Here is a 21,234-nt window from a genome sequence, read left to right as displayed (position 1 = left end):
ATCTCGGCTGGATGCTGGAGGGCTTCGGGATGACGCTGCTGGTGTCGGCGGCTGCCATCGCGGGCGGGCTGGCCATTGGCCTGCTCCTGACGGCGCTGCGCGCGAGTGCTCAGCCGTGGCTGCACTTACCGGCCCGCGCGCTGGTGGCCTTCCTTCGCAAGACGCCGTTATTGGTGCAACTGTTCTTCTGGTATTTCGGCGCGGCGCAATTGCTGGGCGAAGACGTGGTCGGGGCCATCACCGGCTGGGGCGGCATCGCCGTGGGTGCCTGGCGGTTGCCTGCGCCGTCGTTCGAATTTGTGGCGGCGGCGTTCGGCATCGCGCTGTACGCCGGCGCGTTCTTCTCCGAAGAGCTGCGCGCCGGCATCCGGGCCGTACCGCGCGGGCAGCGCGAGGCCGCGCTGTCGCTGGGCTTCACGCCGCGTGCCGCCTTCCTGCGTGTGGTGCTGCCGCAGGCGCTGCGCGTGTCGGCGCTGCCGCTGCTGGGGCAATGTGCCAACACCATCAAGAACACCTCGCTCGCCATGGGCATCGGGCTGGCTGAGCTTGCGTATAGCGCGCGGCAGGTGGAAACCGACACGCTGCTCGCCTTCCAGGCCTTTGCCGTGGCGACGGTGCTGTATGCCGCCGCGATCCTGCTGCTGCAATGGGCGGCGCCGATGCTGCTGCAGCGACTCGGATGGGCGCGTGCTTCGGCAACGGCTGCCGGAGCGCCCGCATGACGATCGAGGCCCTGCTGCTGCACCTGCGCTACCTGCTGGTGGGCCCGTACCCGAACGGGCCGCTCGCGGGCGCCGCACTCACACTCTGGATGGCCTTGTGGGCCTGCGTGGCCGCCACGGCGGCTGGCGTGGGTGCCGCGCTGCTGCTGGACCGGCTCCATGCCGCACCCGGCCTCGCCTGGCTGGCGCGCCTGCTGCGCGGTCTGCTGGCAACGCTGCGCGCCGTTCCGGTGCTGATGCTGATGTTCTGGGCGTATTTCCTGATCCCGATGGCGCTGGGTGTGGCGGTGCCGGAAACCGCCACGGTGGTCACCGCACTCGCCGCCGTGGGCGCGGCCTACATTGCACAGAGCATGGCAGCCGGGCTACGCGCCGTCGGTGCGGGACAGCGCAACGCGGCGCTCGCGCTGGGCATGCGACCGGCGCAGGCGTTGCTCACGATCGTGTTGCCGCAGGCATGGCGCATCATGCTGCCGTCGCTGGCCAACCAGTGGGTGTCGACGGTCAAGGACACGTCGCTGGCCTACATCGTGGGCGTGGTGGAATTGTCCACTGCCGCCAGCCAGGTCAACAGCCGCACCGTGGCCTACCCGGCTGAGGTATTCGGCGCGGTGGCCGTGCTGTATTTCCTGCTGTGCACCGGCGTCGAGGCGCTACCGCAATGGCTGGGGCAGGCGGCCTCGACGCGACGTCCACTGTCGGATGAACGCCGTGGCCCGGCACCGGCCGGCGCGGTCGGCGCCGTGCCTGGCCGCCGATAAGCCCGCGCACGCCTCAGGCACGCCAGGCCGCCCCATTCCGCCGGCCTGCGCTACAAGTAGCAGACCCCGGCGACATACGCCTTGCGCCAGCGCGTGATGTGTACGCGCTCGAACAATCCGGCCAGTGCATATGGGTCTTCGGCGATGAAGCGCTCGGCCTCGGCGCGCGTGTCGACGTCGACCACGTAGACGCCGCCACCGGCATTGCTGCCGTCGTCGTTTAGTTTGGCGCCGCAGGCCAGCAGCAGGGCCCGGTGGCGCTCGAGAAACGCCAGATGCCGGTCGCGCTCGCGCAGGCGCAGTTCGGCCGTGCCGGGCTTGTCGAATGTCTCGATGAAGAACGCCATACCGCCCCCGCCTAGTTGGCCGCGAGCGCAGACGGATGCTGCGCAAGCGGCGTCACCTGCATCGACATGAACGGGAACAGCGGCAGCGCGCTCAGCAGCGCATGCAGCTCGTCGTTCGACTCCACGTCGAACACGCTGTAATTGGCGTACTCGCCGGCAACGCGCCAGAGGTGTCGCCACTTGCCTTCGCGCTGCAGCTGTTGCGAGAACGCCTTCTCCTCCGCTTTCAGCGCCTCGGCGCGGGCGGGGTCGATGTCGGCCGGAATCCTGACCTGCATGTAGACGAGATAGAGCATGAGTGAAGCGGTTCCGTGTCAATGTTCAATGTCAGTGCCACGCCAGGACGGCCACCGTGTAGACGATGCCGATCCAGAACATCATGATGACGGTGTAGCCCATGATGTCTTTGAGCTTGAGCTTGGACAGCGCCAGCGCGGGCAGCAGCCAGAACGGCTGGACGAGGTCGTTCCATGCATTGCCGAGCATCACCGCCATCGAGGTATGCGGCACCGAGGCGCCGATGGCCTTGGCGGCATCCACCATGAACGGCCCCTGGATGACCCAGTGGCCGCCGGCTGACGGTGCAAAGAAGTTGATGACGAACGAGCTGATCAGCCCCCAGAACGGCAGCGACTCGGCGGTGGCGATCTTCACGAACCCGTGCGAGAAGGTTTCCACCAGGCCCGACGAGGCCATCACGGCCATGATGCCGGCGTAGAACGGGTACTGCAGGATGATGCCGCCGATGGTGCGGATGCCCTCATTGAGCTTTTCGACGTAGCGGATCGGTGTGCCGAGCAGCAGGATGCCGAGGAACAGGATGATGAAGTTGATGAGGTTCAGGTCCATCGACCCGCCTGCGCGGAAGTGCAGCACCACGTAGGCCATGCCGATGATCCCGATCACGCCGCTGAGTACGCGGCTGTGGTTGAGCCGGTTGGCCAGCGTGTTGCCCTCGCCGATGTCGAGCGTGGCAGCGGCAGGCGCCTGGCCTTCAGCCTCGCCGGCGATCTCCTTCACCGGCTGGCCGGGCTTCGGATGCAGCCACGCATTGAGCAACGGCAGGGTGATCAGCACCACGAGGCTCGTCAGCAGCATGGCCGGCGAGAAGATGGTCTGCGACAGCGGCACCACGCCCATCTGCGCCTCCATCGGGTGGCCCTTGGTCGAGATGAGCACCGGAATGCTGGCGGACAGCCCAAGCCCGTACAGCGTGAAGCCGCTATAGGCCGACGCGATGATCAGCGGATAGTGCACGCCGCGCACGCGCAGCGCCAGCTTGCGGGCGACGATGCCGCCGATCACGAGTCCGAAGCCCCAGTTCAGGTAGCTGCCGATGCCGCCGACCAGCGTGGCCACGATCACCGCCGTGCGCGGGCGATCGACGCGCGCCACGACACGGTCGAGCAGCCGCTCCGTCAGGGGCGCGGTGGCCAGCACGTAGCCCATCGCCAGGATCACGGCCATCTGCGTCGTGAACGCGAGCAGCGACCAGAAGCCCTTGCCCCAGCCCAGTACCAGCGCGGTGACGGCCTGCCCCTGTACCAGCATCGCCAGCACCATGGTCAGCAGCGTCAGACCGAGCGCGAACACGAACGGGTCTGGCAGATACCTGCGCATCAGTTCGGTGAAGAAGGCGGTGATTTTCTGCATGTAGGTCTCCTCGAATCGTTGTTGTTGTTCGTTCTGGTGTGCGGCTCAGACGCCCGCGACGCCCACGGTCATGCCGCCGCAGACGTACAGGACCTGCCCGGTGACGAAACCACTGCGCGCATCCAGCAGATAGGCCGCCGCGTGCGCCACGTCCTCGGGCGTGCCCATGCGCCTGACGGGCACGGCCTCGACGATGGCGCGCGTGCGCGGCGCGTCGGGCGGATTGGCGCGGTCAAACAGTTCTGTGCGGATCGGGCCCGGGCCGATGGCATTGGCCGTGATGCCAAAGCGGCCCAGCTCCAGCGCCCACACGCGGGTCATGCCCAGCAGCGCCGCCTTGGTGGCCGCATACGCCGTGCGCAGTTCCTTGCCCAGCGCAGCACGCGACGACATGTTGACGATGCGCCCGAAGCCCGCGGCTTTCATGCCCGGCAGCAGCGCCTGCATGCACTGCTGCGCGCATCGCACGTTCAGCGCCCACGCGCGCTCCAGCTCTTCCAGCGTCTGGTGCTCGGCGTCGGCCGGGACTACTACGCCGACGTTGTTCACGAGCCGCGTGATGGGCCCGCCCTCGAGCGCCTTCTGGAGCGCCTGCGCGGTCTGCGCGGGATCGCTCAGATCGGCGATCAGGCCGTCGCCCACGCGATCGATGACGACCACTTCGTAACCCTCATCGAGACAGCGGCGCGCGCAGGCGGCCCCAATGCCGGCAGCACCGCCGGTAATCAAAACGCGTTCTCTGGACATCGTCAGCAACACAGATGGAAGGACATCGGCAGGGTCAGACCGTCGCCACCGGGGTGACCGGCGAGCCCATCGCGCCGGGCAGGCGCAGCGGCGGCGCGGTCAGCATGAAGCGCGAGCGGCCGTGCGCGCGCAGCCATTCGGCCAGTTCGCGCAGGTACCACAGCTCACCCAGCGGCAGGCCGAGCTTGAACAGGCAGTGATGGTGCAGCGGCAGCAGCGGGTGTTGGTCCGGCGTATCGGGTGTGCGCGCGGGGTAGCGCTCCACCGCGTAGTTGTCGGCGGCCAGTGCGGCGATGCCCGAATCGGTAATCCACTGCAGCAGGCGTTCGTCGCGGCCATCGAGCGCACAGCAGTGGCGGTTGAGCACGGCCTCGTCCGGCTGGCGGTTCATCTCCAGCAGCAGTTCCGCAAACCCGGTGCGCAGCAGCAGGATGTCTCCGGTCTCGACCTGGACGCCGTCCGCTTCGATCACGCGCATCAGGTCGTCGTAGCCGACGGTGCGGTGCTCGCGGCCGTGGTGCGCGACCAGGTCGACCAGCACGCCACGGCCCTGCACACCCTTGACGGCCAGGTTCTCGATACCGAGCGCCTCGGCGCGGCTGCCTTCGCAACCGCACGGGCGCGGCGTGAACTGCGCGTCTTCGCGGTATTCCATGGGGCCGAGAATGTCGGTCTGCGCGCGATAGCCGTTGTAGTACACGCTCTCGGGCACGCCGTCGCCGTCGGCATCGAAGCGCGCGCCAACGTGTGCGAGGGAATCCCACTGCGTGGAGTACTGCAGCGACAGCAGCACCTGGTCGTCGCTGACCACATCGGTGGCGCCAGGCGCCAGGCGTGCAAACGGAAAGTTCACGTAAGGCAGGCCATCGCGCTCGGTCGGGCGCAGCACCGGCGGATGGCGGCGCGGGTTGAGCTTGTTCTCGCCGGGGTAATCGAGCGGCAGCGACAGCGCGAAGCTCAACCCCTCGCGGATCTCGCGCGCGCCGGCCAGCACCTGCTGCGGTCCGATCAGGTTCAGCCTGCCGAGCTGGTCGTCCTCACCAAACTCACCCCAATTCGAGCCTTGCGGCCGTTGCTTCCAGCGCATCTCCATCCTCCAAGCAAGGAGCGCATCGCCTTCATGGTGCGCGCCCGGTCAGCCGGCCGCGAGCAGCGACGGCGGGATCTGTGCGTAAGCGTCGAGCAGCGCCTTGACGGCGCTCTCTTCATGCCTGAGCAGGCGCGCCTTCGGCCCGCCGATGACGAGCGCGAAGGGTTCTCCGTGGATCAGGAAGCCGCGCGCCAGGCCCGCCACGTCTTCCACGTTTTCGCCGGTGGAGCGGTGCCAGCCGCGCGCGAGTCCTTGCTCCACCTCGTGCTCCAGCGTGGCGCGGTCGATCGGTGAGCCGTCGGTGGCCGGAGGCAGCGGTTCGCAGCTGTCGAGCAGCCTGCGGCGCGCATCGGGCGCGAGCGTGCCGAGCAGCGCCTTGCCGGCCGCGCTCGCGTGCACGTACATGAAACCGCCCGGCTCATCGCTGTAGCGGATCTTCTGGCGCGACTCCACGACGTCGAGATAGACCACGCGATTGCCCGCCAGCGAGGCGAGCGCCGCCGTCTCGCCGGTGGCGTCGCGCAGCGCGCCGAGCAGCGGCTGGAAGGCCAGCGTCAGCGGATCGGCGCTGCAGATGTCGCGCGCCACGTGCAACAGCCGCTGCGTGGGGTAATAGCCCGCCTTGACGCCCGGCGCATACAGGTAGCCCTTGGCCACCATCGTGCGCAGCAGCGCATGGCAGCTCGATAACGGAATCTCGGTCCGGCGCGCGATCTCGCTGTAGATCATCGGTTGGCGGACTTCCGCAAACAGGTTGATCACGTCGAACACGCGGGTAGCAGTTTTCACATCCATGACAACATTATCGGCATATCGATAATTCTGTCGCAAGATGTTTACGGGTAAATCCCGAGAAACGGCCCGCCATGCCCGGCATGCCGGCCTCTCGGGTTCACAAAACGTCGGTATCATCGAACACATGACCGATACCCGCGCCACAGCCCATCTCTATCCCGCGCACGACCTGGCGATCTGCACCGACGCCAACACTGCCGTCGAGCGCATCACCGCCATCTACGAGCGCTCCGCGCAGGCGATCCGCGATCGCTTCCACGCCTTTGCGCGCGGAGAGGACTGCAGCGAAGACCTCGCCGCCTGCTATCCGTACCTCGGCATTACCGTCGACCCTAAAACGCTGGTGAGCGATGCGCGGCCGGCATGGGGCACGGTGGCGTATCCGGGCGTGTACGGCACGACGCTCACGCGGCCGGACTTGTTCCGTGATTACTACCGCGTGCAGATCGAGCGCCTGCTGCACTATCACAACAGCCCCGTCGTGGTGGGCGTGAGCAACCGGCCGATTCCGCTGCCGTTCGTGGTGGAAGCGTCGACGGTGGACATCACGCCGGAACAGGCGCGCGCGCTGGGCGGCGCGTTCACGCTGCCCGACCTTGCGCAGATCGACGATTCCATCGCCAACGGCACATACCGCCCGATTGGCGACGAACCGCAACCGCTGTCGATGTTCACGGCCGAGCGCGTCGACCTGGCCCTGCAGCGCCTGTACCACTACACCGCCACGCACCCGAAGCACTTCCAGCGCTTCGTGCTGTTCACCAATTACCAGCGCTATGTCGACGAGTTTGCCGCCCTCGGCCGCAAGCTGATGGAGGACGGCAACGACGAGGGCTACATCCGCTTTGTCGAGCCCGGCGACACCGAACACGAACTCGGCACGCCGGCACCGGACGATTCGCACCGCATCAAGGGCCTCCCGCAGATGCCGGCCTACCACCTGGTGCGCGAAGACCGCCTGGGCGTGACGCTGGTGAACATCGGCGTGGGCCCGTCTAACGCCAAGACCATCACCGATCACCTGGCCGTGCTGCGTCCGCACTGCTGGATGATGATCGGCCACTGCGGCGGCCTGCGCCGCTCGCAGCAGCTCGGCGACTACGTGCTCGCCCACGCGTATGTGCGCGACGACCACGTGCTCGACCAGGACCTGCCACCGTGGGTGCCCGTGCCGCCCATCGCAGAGATCCAGGTGGCGCTGCAGGAAGCTGTGGCGCGCATCACGGGGCTCTCGGGCGCCGACATGAAATCGCGCATGCGCACCGGCACGGTGGTCTCCACCGACGACCGCAACTGGGAGCTGAAGTACCAGGCGCTGTACAGCCGCTTCAACCAGTCGCGCGCCATTGCCATCGACATGGAAAGCGCGACCATTGCCGCCAACGGCTTCCGCCTGCGCGTGCCCTACGGCACCCTGCTGTGCGTGTCGGACAAGCCGCTGCACGGCGAACTGAAGCTGCGCGGCATGGCCAACCTGTTCTACCGCCAGCGTGTCAGCCAGCACTTGGACATCGGCATGGAGGCCGTGCGCCTGTTGCGCGAAAGCGGCGTTGAAGCGCTGCACTCGCGCAAGCTGCGCAGCTTTGACGAACCCGCGTTCCGATAGCGCGGGTGAGCACCGATTAGCGCCGATTAGCGCGGGGGCTGCTCCGGCAGCGCCTCGCGCAGGAAGTCCAGAAACACCCGCACCACCTCGGGCAAGGTGCGGCCCGCCAGGGTCTGCAGTTCCACGGTCCGCCCACGCATGCCGCGCTCGCGGATCTCCGCGGCATGCAGTTCACCGCGCCGCACGCGCTCGCGCACGGTGATTTCCCCGGCAATGCCCAAGCCGCCGCCTTGCAGCACGAAACTCAACAGCCCATCGAAGCGGTTGCTGACCAGCACCGGCTCGAACACGAGCCCGCGTTGACTGCAGCCCATGTCGAACAACTGGCGCACCGTGTTGTCCGGCCCGGAAAGCGCGATCGGAAATGGATGCATCTGCGCCAGCGTCACGCTGCTGAACTTCGCCAGCGGGTGGTCGGGCCGCATGATGGCAAACACCGAGCCACGCTGCTGATACGCCACGCGAATGCCGTGCACGGCGGCGCGGCTGTAGGTCAGGCCGATGTCCACATCGCCACGCAGGACAGCCTCGGTCACGCGCATGGGCTCTTCGGCTCGCAGGTCGAACTGAATGCCCGGATGGCGCTCGCGAAACGCCACGATGGCGCGCGGCACAAACTCGATCGCAAAGCCATCGGAACACGCAATGCGCACGCGGCCGCGCTGCAGCCCTTGCAGGCGTTGGATATCCGAGACCACGCGCTCTGCCTCCAGCGCCCCGCGCAAGGCATGCGCGGCAAGCAGTTCGCCGGCGGCGCTGGGCCGCATACCGCGCGGCTGACGCTCGAACAGCGGCACGCCCAACAGCTCTTCAAGCATTGCCACTTGGCGGCTGATGGCCGAGGCGCTGACATGCAGTCGCGCGGCCGCCTCCGTCAACGAGCCAGTCCGCACGACCTCCAGAAAATAGCGGAGGGACGTCTCCTGCAGGCGATGAGATGACATAGGCGACGTAGGCGCGCGGCCCTTCTGCTTTGCATGAAACGCAAAGATATCCCAAGAAAATTCTAATGGTCAAAAAGGTATGGGTTGCGCAGACTCATGCGGAACTGTTCGACCAGCGGAGTGTCCTGATGCCCCTTCAGCAAGCAGCACGTTCATCTGCCGTCCCCCGCGTTTGCCGTCGCCTTCTGGCGTTGGTGCCGGCCCTCATGCTCGGAGCTTCCGGCCTCGCTTGCGCCGCCGAACTCTCTGCTGCAGACGCCGAACGCCATGCGCAGGCCACCTACCGCGAATACTTCGAGCTGCTCTCCCTGCCCAACGACGCCATCGTGCCGGAAGATGTCCGCAAGAATGCCGACTGGCTGGAGCAGGCGTTCCGCAAGCGCGGCTTCACAACAAAACAGTTGGCGAACAACGGCAAACCGATGCTCTACGCCGAGCTGCCGAACCCGGATGGCGCGCGCAAGACGGTGCTGTTCTACATGCACCTCGACGGCCAGCCGGTGATTCCCGCGCAGTGGGCCCAAAAGAGTCCGTGGACACCGGTGCTCAAGCACAAGACCGCACAAGGCAACTGGGAAGAGATCGACTCCGCGCAGCTGTTCAGCGGCCCGCTCGATCCGGAATGGCGTGTATTCGGCCGTTCGTCCGCCGACGACAAGGGCCCGATCATGATGATGCTGGCCGCCATCGATGCACTGAAGGCCAGCGGCGGCCAGCCCGCCGTCAACGTCAAGATCATTCTCGATAGCGAGGAAGAAAAAGGCTCGCCGTCGATCAGCAAGGTCATGCAGGCAAACCGCGAGCTGCTGCGCTGCGACGCCATCGTCATCCACGACGGCCCGATGCACGCGAGCAACCTGCCGACGCTGGTCTTTGGCAATCGCGGCGCGGCCGAAGCCCGGCTCACCGTCTACGGCGCCAAGGTGCCGCTGCACAGCGGGCACTACGGCAACTACGCCCGCAATCCAGCCCAGCAGTTGGCGAACCTGCTGGCATCGATGAAGAACGACGCGGGCCGGGTGACGGTGCCGGGCTATTACGACCACGTGAAGATCAGCCAGGCCGACCGCAAGATCATGGCCGCCGTGCCCGACGACCAGGCAGCGCTCAACAAGCGCCTCGGCATTGCGCATGCCGACAAGGTCGGCGCCAATTACCAGGAGGCGATGCAGTACCCGTCATTGAACGTGCGCGGCATGGCGTCTGCGGCGGTGGGCGACAAGGTGGCGAACATCGTGCCCGACAAGGCCGTCGCCGAACTGGACCTGCGCACCACGCCCGACTCCACCGCAGGCTACCTCGGCAAGCTGATCGAGCAGCATATCGAGCGCCAGGGCTACCACCTCGTCAAGAACGCCCCGACCGACGAAGAGCGCAGCCGCTACGACAAGCTGGCCACCTTCACGTATCAGAGCGAGGGCGCGGATGCCGCGGGTTCACCCATCGACTCGGCAGTGGGCACATGGGCCTACAAGTCGCTGACCGACACCTTTGGCGCCAATCCGGCGCCGGTCCGCATCCGCATGATGGGCGGGACGGTGCCCACAGCGGAAATCGTTGGCGTGCTGCAGGTGCCGTTCGCGATCATTCCTCTGGTCAATGCCGATAACAACCAGCATGCCGCCAACGAGAACCTGCGGATGGGCAACTACGTGAGCGGCGTGCGAACGATCTACGGCCTGCTGACGCACCCGCTCTGACAGGCGGCCGCTTTAAGCCCTTTAAGCCCTTTAACCCCTTTAACCCCTTTAACCCCTTTAAGCCGCGCGAAACAATCCATGCAGCCCGAGCGGCGCCACGCCGTTCAGGCTTGCCATGGCGACGGGCCCCGCTGAAACATTGTGCGCATCGAACGCCGTCAGCCTGGTGCTGCCGGCATCCACATCGAACACCGTGCCGATCAGCCAGCCCTCGCCTTCACGGGCGCTGGCCGATGCCGGCACGAACACGTGTTCTTCCACCAGCGTGCGGTGCCCGAAGCGGTACTGCTGGACCCGCCCCGAATCCGTATCGACGCGCATGACGGTGTCAAAGCCGTGGAGCGCCTGCGGGCTGCCATTCGACGACGGCGCCGTTTGAGCCACCATGAACAGCGCGCGATGACGCTGTGCGGTGCGCCGCGAGTCGATCTTCGGAAATTCGGCAACGTGGTCGGTGCTGAACTGCTCGGCGCGACCCGTTCGCAGATTCAGACGCACTTGCGTGAGACGCGCGCCAGGGGACGGGCGAATCTGCCCGCGCATCAATTCACGCAGCGACGTGGTGACGACCGAGGCATCGTCCGAGCGGATGTAATCGAAATGGATCTCCTGTCCATCCGACGACGACCACGCATTGCCCAGGTGGAAGACAAAGCCCGCCGGCAACTGCAGCCAGCGCATGCGCGTGACGTCGTCCTTGTCCAGTACCAGCACGCGCATGCCCAGCTCCGGCCGCCACACATGTGAATCGAGAAACGACATGCCGGCGTGCGAGCGTTCAAGGTCGTACACGAACGGCGGCAGCAGAAACACCAGGTGGCGCTGCGTCACGGCAAAGTCGTGCACCATCGCCACGTCCGGCACCTTGATGGACTCCACGCGCTTGAGCGCACCGTCCGCGCCTATGCAATAGACGGTGAGCAGACCGGCCACGCTGCTCACGCCAAAATTCCACAGCGTGCCGTCAGGTTCGACCCTGGGATGGGCGGAAAACGGCATGCCCCTGTAGTCGTCGCGCCAGGTCTGCACACCCAGCGTACGCAGCGAATCCGGATCGACACGCGTGGCCGAGCCGCCTTCCCACAGCGCGAGCATCTCGTCGCCGTGCATTACCAGGCTGGTGTTGGCAACGTTGATGCTGTCGGGCGAGGCGACCGGCTCCATGTCGGGGTTGGCAGTACCGAACGTCGCCCGCAACGGCCGGCCGGCGGTGGTGTCGGCGATGAACTTGTCGGTACGCACGAACACGCCGCGATGTGTCACGCCCTGCTCGCTGATGTCGTAGCGCTGGATCATGCCGTCGCCATCAAACAGATGGTGATAACGCACACCGCCGATCTCATGCCGCGCCGGGCCGTTTCGATAAAAGGCGCCGCGCAACGCAGGCGGAAAGACGCCCTCCACCTTCAGTGCGCGAGTCGGCATGTCGGCGTTGACGCCTTGGTAGCCTGCCAGCCACGGGTATTGCGCGCGTGCCACTGCAAACCCGGCAGCCCAAGCGTCCGGGGTGGCGGCCATTACGTCGGTCAGAGTCAAGCCAAAGGGTGCGGCGCCCAAGGCCGCAATGAAGAATCGGCGTTGCATGACGGGCCCTCGCTCAGCATCAGTGCAAGTGAATCGTCACGCGCTGGTCGCCCTGCACGTCGATGGCGGCATCGTCAAATGCGGGCGGCCCGAAACGGCCACGAGCATCACGACTGAAGCCGTAAGGCTCGATGGGAATGCCGGCCGGGTTGGTGCCAAGTTTGCCGTCGTTGTTGGCGTCATGGAAGACCGACAACGCGTAGCGCCCCGCCGGCAGATCCGGATAGACGAAGGTGACGTTGCTGCCGGACACGCTTTCGAGCGCGGCAATGTCGGCACGGACGGCCGAATCGGGCTTCAGCCAACCGGCGGTGTCGTGGAACATCGCGGCGCGCACCGCGCCTTGGTGCCCTTGTGCGCCCTCCACCACTACAGTCAGCGTCACGGCGAATGCGCTTGCGGCAAGCGTCGTCACCACCAGGGCCAGCGCAATGCGCGGCAGAGAAAACATGGCTGTCATGAAGGTCTCCTGAGTGGCCGGCGATGCGTTGATCGGCCGGCGATCAGGAGGCAATGTAGGGGCGCGCGCTGTGCCGGTCAGCGCGCATGCGACGAAGTGCGGGCGCCGGGGCGCAAACGGTCGCTTGCGGGCGATGAATGGATCACGAGCATTGGAACGGATCACGCCGGACGTGCAGACTAAAACGCCCGCCGGAGGGGGCGGGCGTGACGTGGTGTCGGCGGCTAATGCGGCAAGCTCGACAACCGGTGGTCGGCCAGCAGCACGCTGGCGCTCAAGGCGAGCTGGGCGGAGATGAACCCCTCGGGCATTTCAACGTCTTCCCAGTCGCAGACGATATGGCCAGCGCGGCAAATCTGGAAACGGGCCGTCCAGCGATGATCATCGCGTTGCAGCGGATCAACGAAGATGACATGCGCACCATGTGTCACTTCCTGAATCGGCATTGTGGTTCCCCGTTGTTGATCGTTGGAGGACCACCTTAACAAAGGCACGTGACACAAATCTGTCCGCCGCTCACCTACAAATGGGGGAGGGCGCACCTCAACCGACCAGCGGATCGGGACGCGCAGACGAGCGTGTACCGGGCAGCGGATGGTTATCGGGGCCGTAATACGTAAACACTGCCGAGAATTTGACCGCGCCCGTCTGGTTGGCGCGGGCCGCATGGAAGGTGTTGCAATGAAAGAGCAGCACGTCGCCGGGGAGCAGCGGGACGGGGCGCGCTGTATCGATCAGCGCGCGGTTTTCCGGCAGGTCCTGGCGCAGGAACAGCTTGGCGTCGAACCGGTCGGCGGGCAAATCGAGCGTGTGGCTACCGGGAATCACCCACAGACAACCGTTGTCGACCGTTTCTTCCACCAGAGCCAGCCACGACGACACCAGCTCATTGCGCGCGAACGACCAGTAACGGCTGTCGCGGTGCCAATGCGTGGCGGTGCCAAACGCCGGGTGCTTCGTCATCACGCAGTTGTGGTGCGCGAGCGAAAGGTGCACGGGGCTCCCGATCAGTTGCGCAATCGCGGCGGCCACGCGCGGGTCGCGCGCCCATTCCGTATAAGGGGTGCCGCGCGAATCCGCGTCGAGCAGACGGCGCACCGTGTGGCCTCCCTCGGCCTCGCGCGAAGGGGGCGCCCCGGCGTAGCCGACGTCGGTTTCCAGCTCCACCGGCGCCGCAGCGCGGGCCAGCCCATCCTGCGCGGCCGCAAGCAACGCGGCGCTCACCTGCTGGCTGACGAACCCGCGCAACACGACGTAGCCATGCTCCTTGAAGAAGGCTTGCTGCTCGTCGGAAAGCGGGTGTGCGTGGGTGGCAGTGGGGACAGACGCGGACATGGCGGAAAGAGCGTACGGAGACGGCGAAAGAGAACGAGTGTAACGCGCCGCCGTATGCGTTGCAGGCCCGACATCCGGCGGGCCTGCGCAGGATCAAACGCGATATGCGCGGTCCTGCTGGGGCCCTACCAAAACGCCTGTTGGCCCGACAGGCGGAAATACTTTGCGATCACCATCAAACCGAGCAGACGCTCCTGGTCTCGGTTCATGAATTGCGCCACCCACTGATTGGCGTTGCGCACGATCGCCAATGCATCGCCAGGATATTTGCTGTAATGCTCCATTTTCTCCTGAAGGTCGGAATAATCGTCCTTCAGCAGAACATAATGGACATCCGGAATCAACCGCCCTTCCATGAACCACGTTTCATACCGGGGGCGTCGCATAAAGCAAAGCGAATTGGACGCCATGATCCATTTCAGGTTCGTTGCCACGTCGTTCCCCTCGACGCTCACAATAAACTTGTATTGCAGTTGCTCCGCAATCGTCATGGGCGCTTTGTAAGTCGCCTTCCCAATCTCCGATTTTCGTGTGTCGCCGATGTTGACGTGCGGCAAATCGTGGCACCGCTCCACGAAGGCTTTGCGGTGTTCCTGATGACAAGGGCCACGAAACACCGCCATGGGTTTCTTGTCGTGGAAGTCGATCGTGTCGCGCGCCAGCGAAAAATGCCGGATGGCGTCCAGCTTCAAGAGAATCCCATTATGCGACGTGCTCTTGATGGGACGGCTCTTCACGAACGCGGGGTGGTTCGGCTCGGCAGTCACGTCTCCGCAGTCGTAGTCGAAGCTGTAGCCCGGGCCGAAATAATCCATCAGATCGACAAGATCATAGAAATAGGTGCTGCCTATTTCACAATCCTTGTCGACAATCGTGCTTGTCGAGGATTTCAACAGGAAATTCGAATACTCGACAGCGTTGCGGCTCGGGTGGAATGTCTCTGAAATCGAGTTGTAATAACTCAATCGATCAATGACATTCTGCATGGCATTACGTCCGCCTCTGCTCTTCAGAAGCGCCTCTGCCCTTCCATTTTTTGTCGCAGGGGCCAGAAAATGGCTGGAGGCATTTGAAAAGTAATACCAGAATTTTCTTGCAGAGACCCTGCTCAAGCGGTATTTGAAATGACGCATGAACCAAAAGATGCAGCGGAAATTTAAACTGGGAGCGCCGCTTTTCGGGTGAATGTCGCAGCCCCACGCGCAGATAAAAAGTGGCGAGAGGCCTACTTTTTTGCTCGCCGCCGATGCCTGGTACTGCCGGTCGCGCTGCCGTTCACATAGCGCACCGCCCCTTTTCCCATCCGCATCCGCAGCGGGCCTTACTTTACCGTAAGAAACTTGCGTCTCATTCCGTTTCTGGTGGGGGGAGCCGCGTCCGCCGGTGTGGGGTCTATTCACGGCCGCTTGGCCGTTGTCACGGCGTCACAGTTTCCTTGCAGCGGGGGAGGCCGGCCCGTCACGCAGCGCCCCCCGGCTCCGGAAGCGAGCCGGCGGCCCTCCCCCTCTTGTTACTGCACTTCCAACGCGGTCACGGTCAGTGCGCCGTTGAGCTTCTCGGCGACAAAGTGAACTTTGCTGCCCACCTGTACTTTGGCGAGCATTGCCGGATCCTGGACGCGGAACACCATCGTCATGGGGTCCATGTCGAGATTGACGAGCGGCCCGTGCTTGATGGTCAGCTTGCCGGCGGCAGTATCGATCTTCTTGATCTCACCCTCAGACATCGGGGCGGCAGTGGTGACGGCAGGCGCGGAAGCGCCATCTTCGGCCGCATGGGCGAACGGTGTGCCGGCGAGCAGCGCGGCGAGCATCAGGGCGTGACGAAACATGTCGAGCTCCTTATCGAAAGAGGTGTCGAAGAGAGATCAGGACTTGTTGCCGCGCACCTGCACGGCGCCGCGCATGCCGGCCTCGAAATGTCCGGGCTGCAGACACGCAAACTCGACCGAGCCGCTGCGCGTGAAGTGCCAGACGATCTCGCCGCGCTGGCCCGGGTCAACGGTGACGGCGTTGCCGTCGGCGTGCTCCATTTCGGGGTGCTTACGCATTTGTTCGGCGTGGGAGAGGAGGTCGGCCGGTGTGCCCAGCGTCATCTCATGCCGCACGCGGCCGTTATTGACGACCTCGAAGCGGATCGTCTCGCCGCGCTCAACGATGATCTGCGCGGGCGTAAAGCGCATGGTGTCGGCCATGTCGACGCGCACGGTGCGTGTGATGCGGGCGGCGTCGCCGGGTTCGCCGATGGCGGCATCGCCATGGTCATGCCCGCCGGCGTGATCGCCGGATGCGTGCGCGATGGCGGCCATCGACATCAGCGCGGCCAGGAAGGTGGAACGGATCAGATTGCGTTGCATGTTCGGTCTCGGTTTCGTATGGGATGTGGATTCAGCATCGATCAATCGTCGATGCCGGTGCCGGTGTATTCGTAGGCGACGGTGCCCTTCGGGTGCTTGTACCAACCGGGGTCGGCATAGCTGTTGCGCGGCAGATCGCGGCGCACCTTCATCACCGTGAACATGCCGCCCATTTCAATGGCGCCGAATGGGCCCTGCCCCGTCATCATCGGCAGCGTGTTGTCGGGCAGCGGCATTTCCATCTCGCCCATGTCGGCCATGCCGGCCTGGCCCATGCCCATGTAGTCGGGCACCAGCGCGTTCATCTTCTTGGCGAGGTCTTTCTGCTGCACGCCGATCATGGTCGGCACGTTGTGCCCCATGGCGTTCATCGTGTGGTGCGACTTGTGGCAGTGGAAAGCCCAGTCGCCGGGGTTGTCGGCAATGAACTCGATGGCGCGCATCTGGCCCACGGCAATGTCCGTCGTCACCTCCGGCCAGCGCGCACTGGGCTGGACCCAGCCGCCATCGGTGCCCGCCACTTCGAACGTATGGCCGTGCAGATGCATCGGATGGTTCGTCATGGTGAGGTTGCCCATGCGAATGCGCACGCGATCGCCCAGCCGCACGGGCAATGGGTCGATGCCGGGAAAGACGCGGCTGTTCCACGTCCACATGTTGAAGTCGGTCATCTGGGCGACGCGCGGCGTGTACGAGCCGGGGTCGATGTCGTACGCGGCGAGCAGGAAGACAAAGTCGCGGTCGACGCGGTGCTGCGCCGGGTCTTTCGGATGCACGATGATCGAGCCCATCATGCCCATCGCCATCTGCACCATCTCGTCGGAATGCGGGTGGTACATGAAGGTGCCGGACTTCTTCATCTCGAACTCGTAGACGAAGGTCTTGCCGGGCGGAATGTGCGGCTGCGACAGGCCGCCCACACCGTCCATGCCGGCGGGCAGGATCATGCCGTGCCAGTGCACCGTGGTGTGCTCGGGCAGCTTGTTGGTCACGAAGATGCGCACACGATCGCCTTCCACGCATTCGATCGTCGGGCCGGGGCTCTGGCCGTTGTAGCCCCAGAGGTGGCCCGTCATGCCGGGGGCGAATTCGCGCTCGACGGGCTCGGCCACGAGGTGGAACTCCTTCCAGCCGCCGCGCATGCGCCACGGCAGCGTCCAGCCGTTGAGCGTGACGACGGGGTTGTAGGGCCGGCCGTTGGGCGGTGCAAGCGGCGGCTGCGTGGCGGGCTTCGATTGCAGCGGTGCTTCGGGCAGCGAGGCCGCGCCGGCGCGCGAGACCATCGCTGCGCCCAGCATGGCCGCGCCCGTGCCGCCGAGAAATTGACGTCGGGAAACCATGTTCAATGTCCTTGAGGAGAGTTCGGCGCTGCGGTGGCCGCATTCGCTTCAGCCGGCGGCAGCTTGCCGCCCAGCGCCATCTGCAAGTCGGTCTGTGCAATCCAGTAACCGCGCAGCGCGTCGATGTAGCCGTTCACGGCATTCACCTGCTCGCGCGCATCGGCCAGCAGTTCGAACACGCTCGCGAGCATGCCGTTGTAGCGCAGCAGCATCTCGTCGGAGATGCGCTTGCGCACGGGCACGACCTCGTCGCGGTAGTGGCGCGTGAGGTCATATGCGGTCTGGTAGCGCACGTACGATTCGCGCACTTCCGAACGCGCACGCACAGCCGTGTCGGCAAGCTGGTCGGCCGCCTGCATGTAGATCGACTGCGCGCGCGCCACGCGGGCACCGCCCCAATCGAACAGCGGGATCTCGATGCTGATCTCGTAGCCCGTCTCACGTGGTTCGTTGGATTTGCTGTTGCGCACGTAACCGAGGTCGAGCACTTTGATGAAGCGCGTGGCCTGCGTGAGCCCCAGCGACGATGCCAACCCCTCGACCTGCAACTTGCCCGCCTGGATATCGAGCCGGTTGCGCAGCGCGTAGGCTTCGATCTGCTGCAGTTCGGGGCGATCCTTCGGCAGGTCGGGCAGCCGTTCCGGTAACTTAAAACCGGTATCTGCGCCCCACACTCCCAGCAGGCGGATCAACGCCTCGCGTTCGGCCTGGGCCTGCTGACGCGCGCGCGCCAGGCTTGCGGTGGCCTCCGCATAGAAGGCGTGTTCACGGGCGCGATCGAGCTTGCTGAAGTTGCCGGCAGATGCCAGGCGCTTGGCGAACTCGGCACCGGCTTCGGCAGCCTGCTGAACCTGCTCCGCATAGCGCGCGGATTGCTCCGCCGCCACGGCATTGACGTAGGCGCGGCGTGTGTCTGCGGCCACCTGCAGCATCTGGTTGGCGACCAGCAGCTTGGTCTGCTCGAAGTAGCGGCTTTCGATGCGCGTAGCCATCGGCAGCGTCAGCAGGTTCAGGAACGACAGCGAAAACGTGCGCTCGATCGACACGTCGTCGCCGCTGCGCGTGCGCTTGAAACTGAAGCCGGGATTCGGCAGGCGGCTGGCCTGCACGAGCGCGGCTTCCGATAGCCCCAGCTCCGCATACGAAGCCTGCAGGCCACGGTTGTTCAGCAGCGCGATCTGCACGGCGCTGTCCATCGTCAGCGGCTGGGCCAGCAGCTCGCGCGTGCGTTGCGCGGCGCTGTCGCGTGCTTCCGCTGAACGCTGCCAGGTGGCGTCCTTGCCCAGCCGGTCGCGCGCCACATCGGCAACGCTCTTGAAACCGCTGTCTTGCGTGATGGTGGCGCAGCCGCTCACCAGCAGCGTGGCCGCCAGGGCGCACAGGGCCAGGCGACGTGTGGAAAGTTTGAGCACGGCGCCTCCTAATGGTGATGCATGCCGGGCATGGATTCGCCGGCAGGCTTGTTGGAGGGAGCGACCGGCGCACTCGCTGGCATGGCGTGCCCTGCGTGGCCGCCCTGCGCGGAGGCACCGGACTTGGGCTTCGGGCTTACGGCTGCGTTGGTCTCGCGCCAGGGCGCAGGACCGCTATCGCGATACGCGTGGTAACTGTCGAATGTGCGCGGCGCGGCTACAGCCGGCACAGCCGCGTCCGCGTTCAGCGGGTCAGGCGTGGAGGCCGCCGGCGCTGACGCAGCGCCCTGCGCCAACACCCATGGCGGCGCCAGCACCAGCAGCGCGGCGGCCACGAACCATCGTGTGAGAAACATGAGAAACCTCGATCAAGCGTGATGACGTACGGCCGCATGCGGTGCATGGAGCCGTCAAACCAGAGGCCAGCCCGTTCTATGGACGGACTGGTGGCGTCAAACGCGAATCGAGGGTGGACGTTGCAGCGCTTCGGGAATGAAGCTGCGGAAGGAAACAGCGAGGCCGCGCGGCGCAGCGGCCGGCAGCTTGATCAGCGGCATGCCAAGGCTGGCAGCCAGGGGAACGACCGAACCGAGCGAACAGGCCGCGCAGATCGGGCAGGTCTTGCAGTGCGACTGTGCCGGCGCTTTCGATTCGTTGCCAGCAGCCGCGGCGTCTTCGTGCTCATGGCAGGCATCGGACATGACGGCGTCGTCATCCGGCGTTGCCATGGCAACCATCGCATCATCCATTGCACCGCCGTGCGCCATCATGGTCGTCGCGGCAAACCCTTGCAGGGGCAGTGCCAGGACAACCAGCCAGAGCAGGAGGCGGGTCAGGAATCGATACATGGAAAACAGGACGGGCTGAAAATCGTTTGCCGCGGAAACCGGTAGTGTAGCGCGATGCCATCAAATTTCACGCAATGCAGCACAAGATGGGTCGAGCGCGGCACAATGACGCCCTGCTGCGTACCCATTTCTGCGCACCCTGCTTTTCCCATCATTCCAGCTTCAACGCCCCCATGAATACGCAATCCCACCAGCTCAGCATGACCGTGCTGATGACGCCCGACATGGCCAATTTTTCCGGCAACGTGCACGGCGGCCACATCCTCAAGCTGCTCGATCAGGTCGCCTATGCGTGCGCGAGCCGCTACGCCGGTCGCTATGTCGTGACGCTGTCGGTGGACCAGGTGGTGTTCCGCCAGCCGATTCACGTGGGTGAGCTGGTGACGTTCCTCGCGTCGGTCAATTACACGGGGCGCACGTCGATGGAAATCGGTATCAAGGTCGTGACGGAGAACATCCGCCACCAAGTGGTGCGCCATACCAACAGCTGCTACTTCACGATGGTGGCTGTCGATGACGACGGCAAACCGGCCGACGTGCCTCCGTTGGCGCCGGCCAACGCAGAAGAACAGGAACGCTTCGAAGCCGCGCAGCAGCGCCGCGCCCTGCGCCAAGAAATGGAAGCCCGGCACAAGGCGATCAAGGCCACCTACAGCACGCCGGTTTCGGGCGCCTGAGCGGCCTGCCTACGCAGTCAGCAAAGAACCGCAGGCCGCGTGGTATCGCGGTCGCGCATCGTTATCCACAGGCTTACCCACTGTTTCTGTGGATAACGCGCGCCGCCCGTGTTGCGCAAACGCGCTCGGACTCGATGCGGCCTACGGCTGAGGAAGCCCGCGCAGGAACGCGAGCATCGCGACGTTGAACAACGCGGGGCGCTGCAACGGCGCGAAATGGCTTACGCCCGGCAGCAACACGAACTGTGCATCCGGAATGGTGTGCGCCAGATAGCGTGCGTGCTCGGGCCGGATGAACTCGTCGTGTTCGCTCTGCACGATCGTCACCGGCACGCGCGTCGCGGCAAGCTCCGCGGCCGTGGCGTTGGGTTGCGTCTGCATCATTTCGGTGACGGCCGCGACGAATGCATCGAAATCGTCGGGTGTGGATGAGAGCGCGGTGTAATCCTTTCGGTGGCGCTCGAAGCAGCGATCGATGACGAGCGTGGGCGAAAAGGGCCTGACGCCGGTCGGGTCCATGTTGCAGCCGAAAAAGAACACGCCCGTGGCGCGTTCGGGCGTCTGCATGGCGAGGGTCAGCGCGACGCAAGCGCCGTCGCTCCAGCCGATGAAGGCGGCGCGGTCGATGTGCAACGCATCCATGACGGCCCGCACGTCGGAAGCCATGCGCGTGTAGGCGTAAGGTTGCGCATCGCGTGTGCTGCGGCCGTGCCCACGGCTGTCAATGACGATGGGCCGGTAGCCCCCGCCCGTGAGTGCCGGAACCTGATACCCCCAATTGCCGCTATGGCCAAGCCCGCCGTGCAGCAGGATCACAGGCGTGCCGGCGCCGAAGGTGGCGTACCAGATGCGGGCGC

The 21,234-nt window shown here is 65.3% G+C and carries 24 protein-coding genes; 5 read left to right on the top strand and 19 right to left on the bottom strand.

Going from position 1 to position 21,234, the window contains the following annotated elements; translation table 11 throughout:
* Positions 1–11 precede the first annotated feature (11 nt).
* Both FUT88_RS14250 and FUT88_RS14245 read left to right on the top strand, forming a co-directional pair.
* On the top strand, positions 12–722 hold the full coding sequence (locus FUT88_RS14250) for an amino acid ABC transporter permease (protein ID WP_147216066.1): 711 nt from the start codon (positions 12–14) through the stop codon (positions 720–722).
* The gene (locus FUT88_RS14245; protein WP_147216046.1) at positions 719–1,483 is read left to right on the top strand and encodes an ABC transporter permease subunit; all 765 of its coding nucleotides are present in this window, start codon (positions 719–721) and stop codon (positions 1,481–1,483) included. Before FUT88_RS14250 ends, FUT88_RS14245 begins: the two co-directional genes overlap by 4 nt.
* A 50-nt stretch (positions 1,484–1,533) precedes the next feature.
* Here FUT88_RS14245 and FUT88_RS14240 read toward each other — a convergent pair whose 3' ends face one another.
* The 6 genes from FUT88_RS14240 to FUT88_RS14215 are packed head-to-tail and all read right to left on the bottom strand — an operon-like array spanning position 1,534 to position 6,115.
* Positions 1,534–1,830 carry a YciI family protein gene (locus tag FUT88_RS14240; protein WP_147216044.1) on the bottom strand — a complete coding sequence of 99 codons (297 nt, stop codon included), beginning with the start codon at positions 1,828–1,830 and terminating at the stop codon, positions 1,534–1,536.
* A gap of 11 nt (positions 1,831–1,841) precedes the next feature.
* Positions 1,842–2,126, bottom strand: coding sequence for a muconolactone Delta-isomerase (gene catC / locus FUT88_RS14235; RefSeq protein ID WP_147216042.1), 285 nt, complete (start codon positions 2,124–2,126; stop codon positions 1,842–1,844).
* A 31-nt stretch (positions 2,127–2,157) separates the two neighbouring features.
* Positions 2,158–3,483, bottom strand: a complete 1,326-nt coding sequence (locus FUT88_RS14230; RefSeq protein WP_147216040.1) for a short-chain fatty acid transporter — start codon at positions 3,481–3,483, stop codon at positions 2,158–2,160.
* A gap of 45 nt (positions 3,484–3,528) precedes the next feature.
* Positions 3,529–4,230 (bottom strand): SDR family oxidoreductase, encoded by a 702-nt coding sequence (locus tag FUT88_RS14225; protein ID WP_063394848.1) that lies wholly within the window; start codon positions 4,228–4,230, stop codon positions 3,529–3,531.
* Between the two features lie 34 nt (positions 4,231–4,264).
* Positions 4,265–5,317, bottom strand: a complete 1,053-nt coding sequence (locus tag FUT88_RS14220; protein WP_147216038.1) for a cyclase family protein — start codon at positions 5,315–5,317, stop codon at positions 4,265–4,267.
* 48 nt (positions 5,318–5,365) lie between these two features.
* The gene (locus FUT88_RS14215) at positions 5,366–6,115 is read right to left on the bottom strand and encodes an IclR family transcriptional regulator (RefSeq protein WP_147216036.1); all 750 of its coding nucleotides are present in this window, start codon (positions 6,113–6,115) and stop codon (positions 5,366–5,368) included.
* A gap of 124 nt (positions 6,116–6,239) precedes the next feature.
* Here FUT88_RS14215 and FUT88_RS14210 point away from each other — a divergent pair, with 124 nt between their 5' ends.
* Positions 6,240–7,721 carry an AMP nucleosidase gene (locus FUT88_RS14210; protein WP_147216034.1) on the top strand — a complete coding sequence of 494 codons (1,482 nt, stop codon included), beginning with the start codon at positions 6,240–6,242 and terminating at the stop codon, positions 7,719–7,721.
* A gap of 26 nt (positions 7,722–7,747) precedes the next feature.
* On the opposite strand, the gene FUT88_RS14205 is transcribed toward FUT88_RS14210, so the two are convergent.
* Entirely contained in the window at positions 7,748–8,665 is a 918-nt protein-coding gene (locus tag FUT88_RS14205; protein ID WP_147216032.1) for a LysR family transcriptional regulator, read from the bottom strand.
* Positions 8,666–8,871: 206 nt separating this feature from the next.
* On the opposite strand from FUT88_RS14205, the gene FUT88_RS14200 reads away from it, so the two are divergent.
* Positions 8,872–10,365, top strand: a complete 1,494-nt coding sequence (locus tag FUT88_RS14200) for a M20/M25/M40 family metallo-hydrolase (protein WP_410003881.1) — start codon at positions 8,872–8,874, stop codon at positions 10,363–10,365.
* Between the two features lie 57 nt (positions 10,366–10,422).
* Here the strand turns inward: FUT88_RS14200 and FUT88_RS14195 are convergent, their stop codons facing one another.
* From FUT88_RS14195 to FUT88_RS14145, 11 genes are all read right to left on the bottom strand, one after another.
* Positions 10,423–11,949: a carotenoid oxygenase family protein gene (locus tag FUT88_RS14195; protein WP_147216028.1), complete on the bottom strand. Its 1,527-nt coding sequence runs from the start codon at positions 11,947–11,949 to the stop codon at positions 10,423–10,425.
* 19 nt (positions 11,950–11,968) lie between these two features.
* A complete protein-coding gene (locus FUT88_RS14190) occupies positions 11,969–12,409 on the bottom strand; it encodes a DUF2141 domain-containing protein (protein ID WP_147216026.1) in 441 nt (146 codons plus the stop codon).
* 224 nt (positions 12,410–12,633) lie between these two features.
* Positions 12,634–12,855 (bottom strand): hypothetical protein, encoded by a 222-nt coding sequence (locus tag FUT88_RS14185; RefSeq protein ID WP_147216024.1) that lies wholly within the window; start codon positions 12,853–12,855, stop codon positions 12,634–12,636.
* Between the two features lie 97 nt (positions 12,856–12,952).
* A complete protein-coding gene (locus FUT88_RS14180; RefSeq protein WP_147216022.1) occupies positions 12,953–13,744 on the bottom strand; it encodes a phytanoyl-CoA dioxygenase family protein in 792 nt (263 codons plus the stop codon).
* A gap of 125 nt (positions 13,745–13,869) precedes the next feature.
* Positions 13,870–15,144, bottom strand: a complete 1,275-nt coding sequence (locus tag FUT88_RS14175) for a glycosyl transferase family 90 (protein WP_261797160.1) — start codon at positions 15,142–15,144, stop codon at positions 13,870–13,872.
* 110 nt (positions 15,145–15,254) lie between these two features.
* Positions 15,255–15,575 (bottom strand): copper-binding protein, encoded by a 321-nt coding sequence (locus FUT88_RS14170; protein ID WP_147216021.1) that lies wholly within the window; start codon positions 15,573–15,575, stop codon positions 15,255–15,257.
* 36 nt (positions 15,576–15,611) lie between these two features.
* Entirely contained in the window at positions 15,612–16,100 is a 489-nt protein-coding gene (locus FUT88_RS14165) for a plastocyanin/azurin family copper-binding protein (protein ID WP_147216019.1), read from the bottom strand.
* 41 nt (positions 16,101–16,141) lie between these two features.
* Positions 16,142–17,440, bottom strand: coding sequence for a copper oxidase (locus FUT88_RS14160; protein WP_147216017.1), 1,299 nt, complete (start codon positions 17,438–17,440; stop codon positions 16,142–16,144).
* 2 nt (positions 17,441–17,442) lie between these two features.
* Positions 17,443–18,852, bottom strand: a complete 1,410-nt coding sequence (locus FUT88_RS14155) for a TolC family protein (RefSeq protein WP_147216015.1) — start codon at positions 18,850–18,852, stop codon at positions 17,443–17,445.
* A gap of 8 nt (positions 18,853–18,860) precedes the next feature.
* The gene (locus tag FUT88_RS14150) at positions 18,861–19,208 is read right to left on the bottom strand and encodes a hypothetical protein (protein ID WP_147216013.1); all 348 of its coding nucleotides are present in this window, start codon (positions 19,206–19,208) and stop codon (positions 18,861–18,863) included.
* A gap of 96 nt (positions 19,209–19,304) precedes the next feature.
* A complete protein-coding gene (locus FUT88_RS14145) occupies positions 19,305–19,700 on the bottom strand; it encodes a hypothetical protein (protein WP_147216012.1) in 396 nt (131 codons plus the stop codon).
* A 173-nt stretch (positions 19,701–19,873) separates the two neighbouring features.
* Here FUT88_RS14145 and FUT88_RS14140 point away from each other — a divergent pair, with 173 nt between their 5' ends.
* On the top strand, positions 19,874–20,377 hold the full coding sequence (locus FUT88_RS14140; protein ID WP_147216010.1) for an acyl-CoA thioesterase: 504 nt from the start codon (positions 19,874–19,876) through the stop codon (positions 20,375–20,377).
* A 141-nt stretch (positions 20,378–20,518) separates the two neighbouring features.
* Here the strand turns inward: FUT88_RS14140 and FUT88_RS14135 are convergent.
* The coding region (locus FUT88_RS14135; protein ID WP_147216008.1) for an alpha/beta fold hydrolase at positions 20,519–21,234 on the bottom strand (716 nt) is incomplete at its 5' end.

Source organism: Ralstonia sp. TCR112 (assembly GCF_007997035.1).
Lineage (GTDB): Bacteria > Pseudomonadota > Gammaproteobacteria > Burkholderiales > Burkholderiaceae > Ralstonia > Ralstonia edaphi.
The sequence above is the reverse complement of the archived record's forward strand: the minus strand, read 5'-3'. Positions and strand labels throughout refer to the sequence as shown.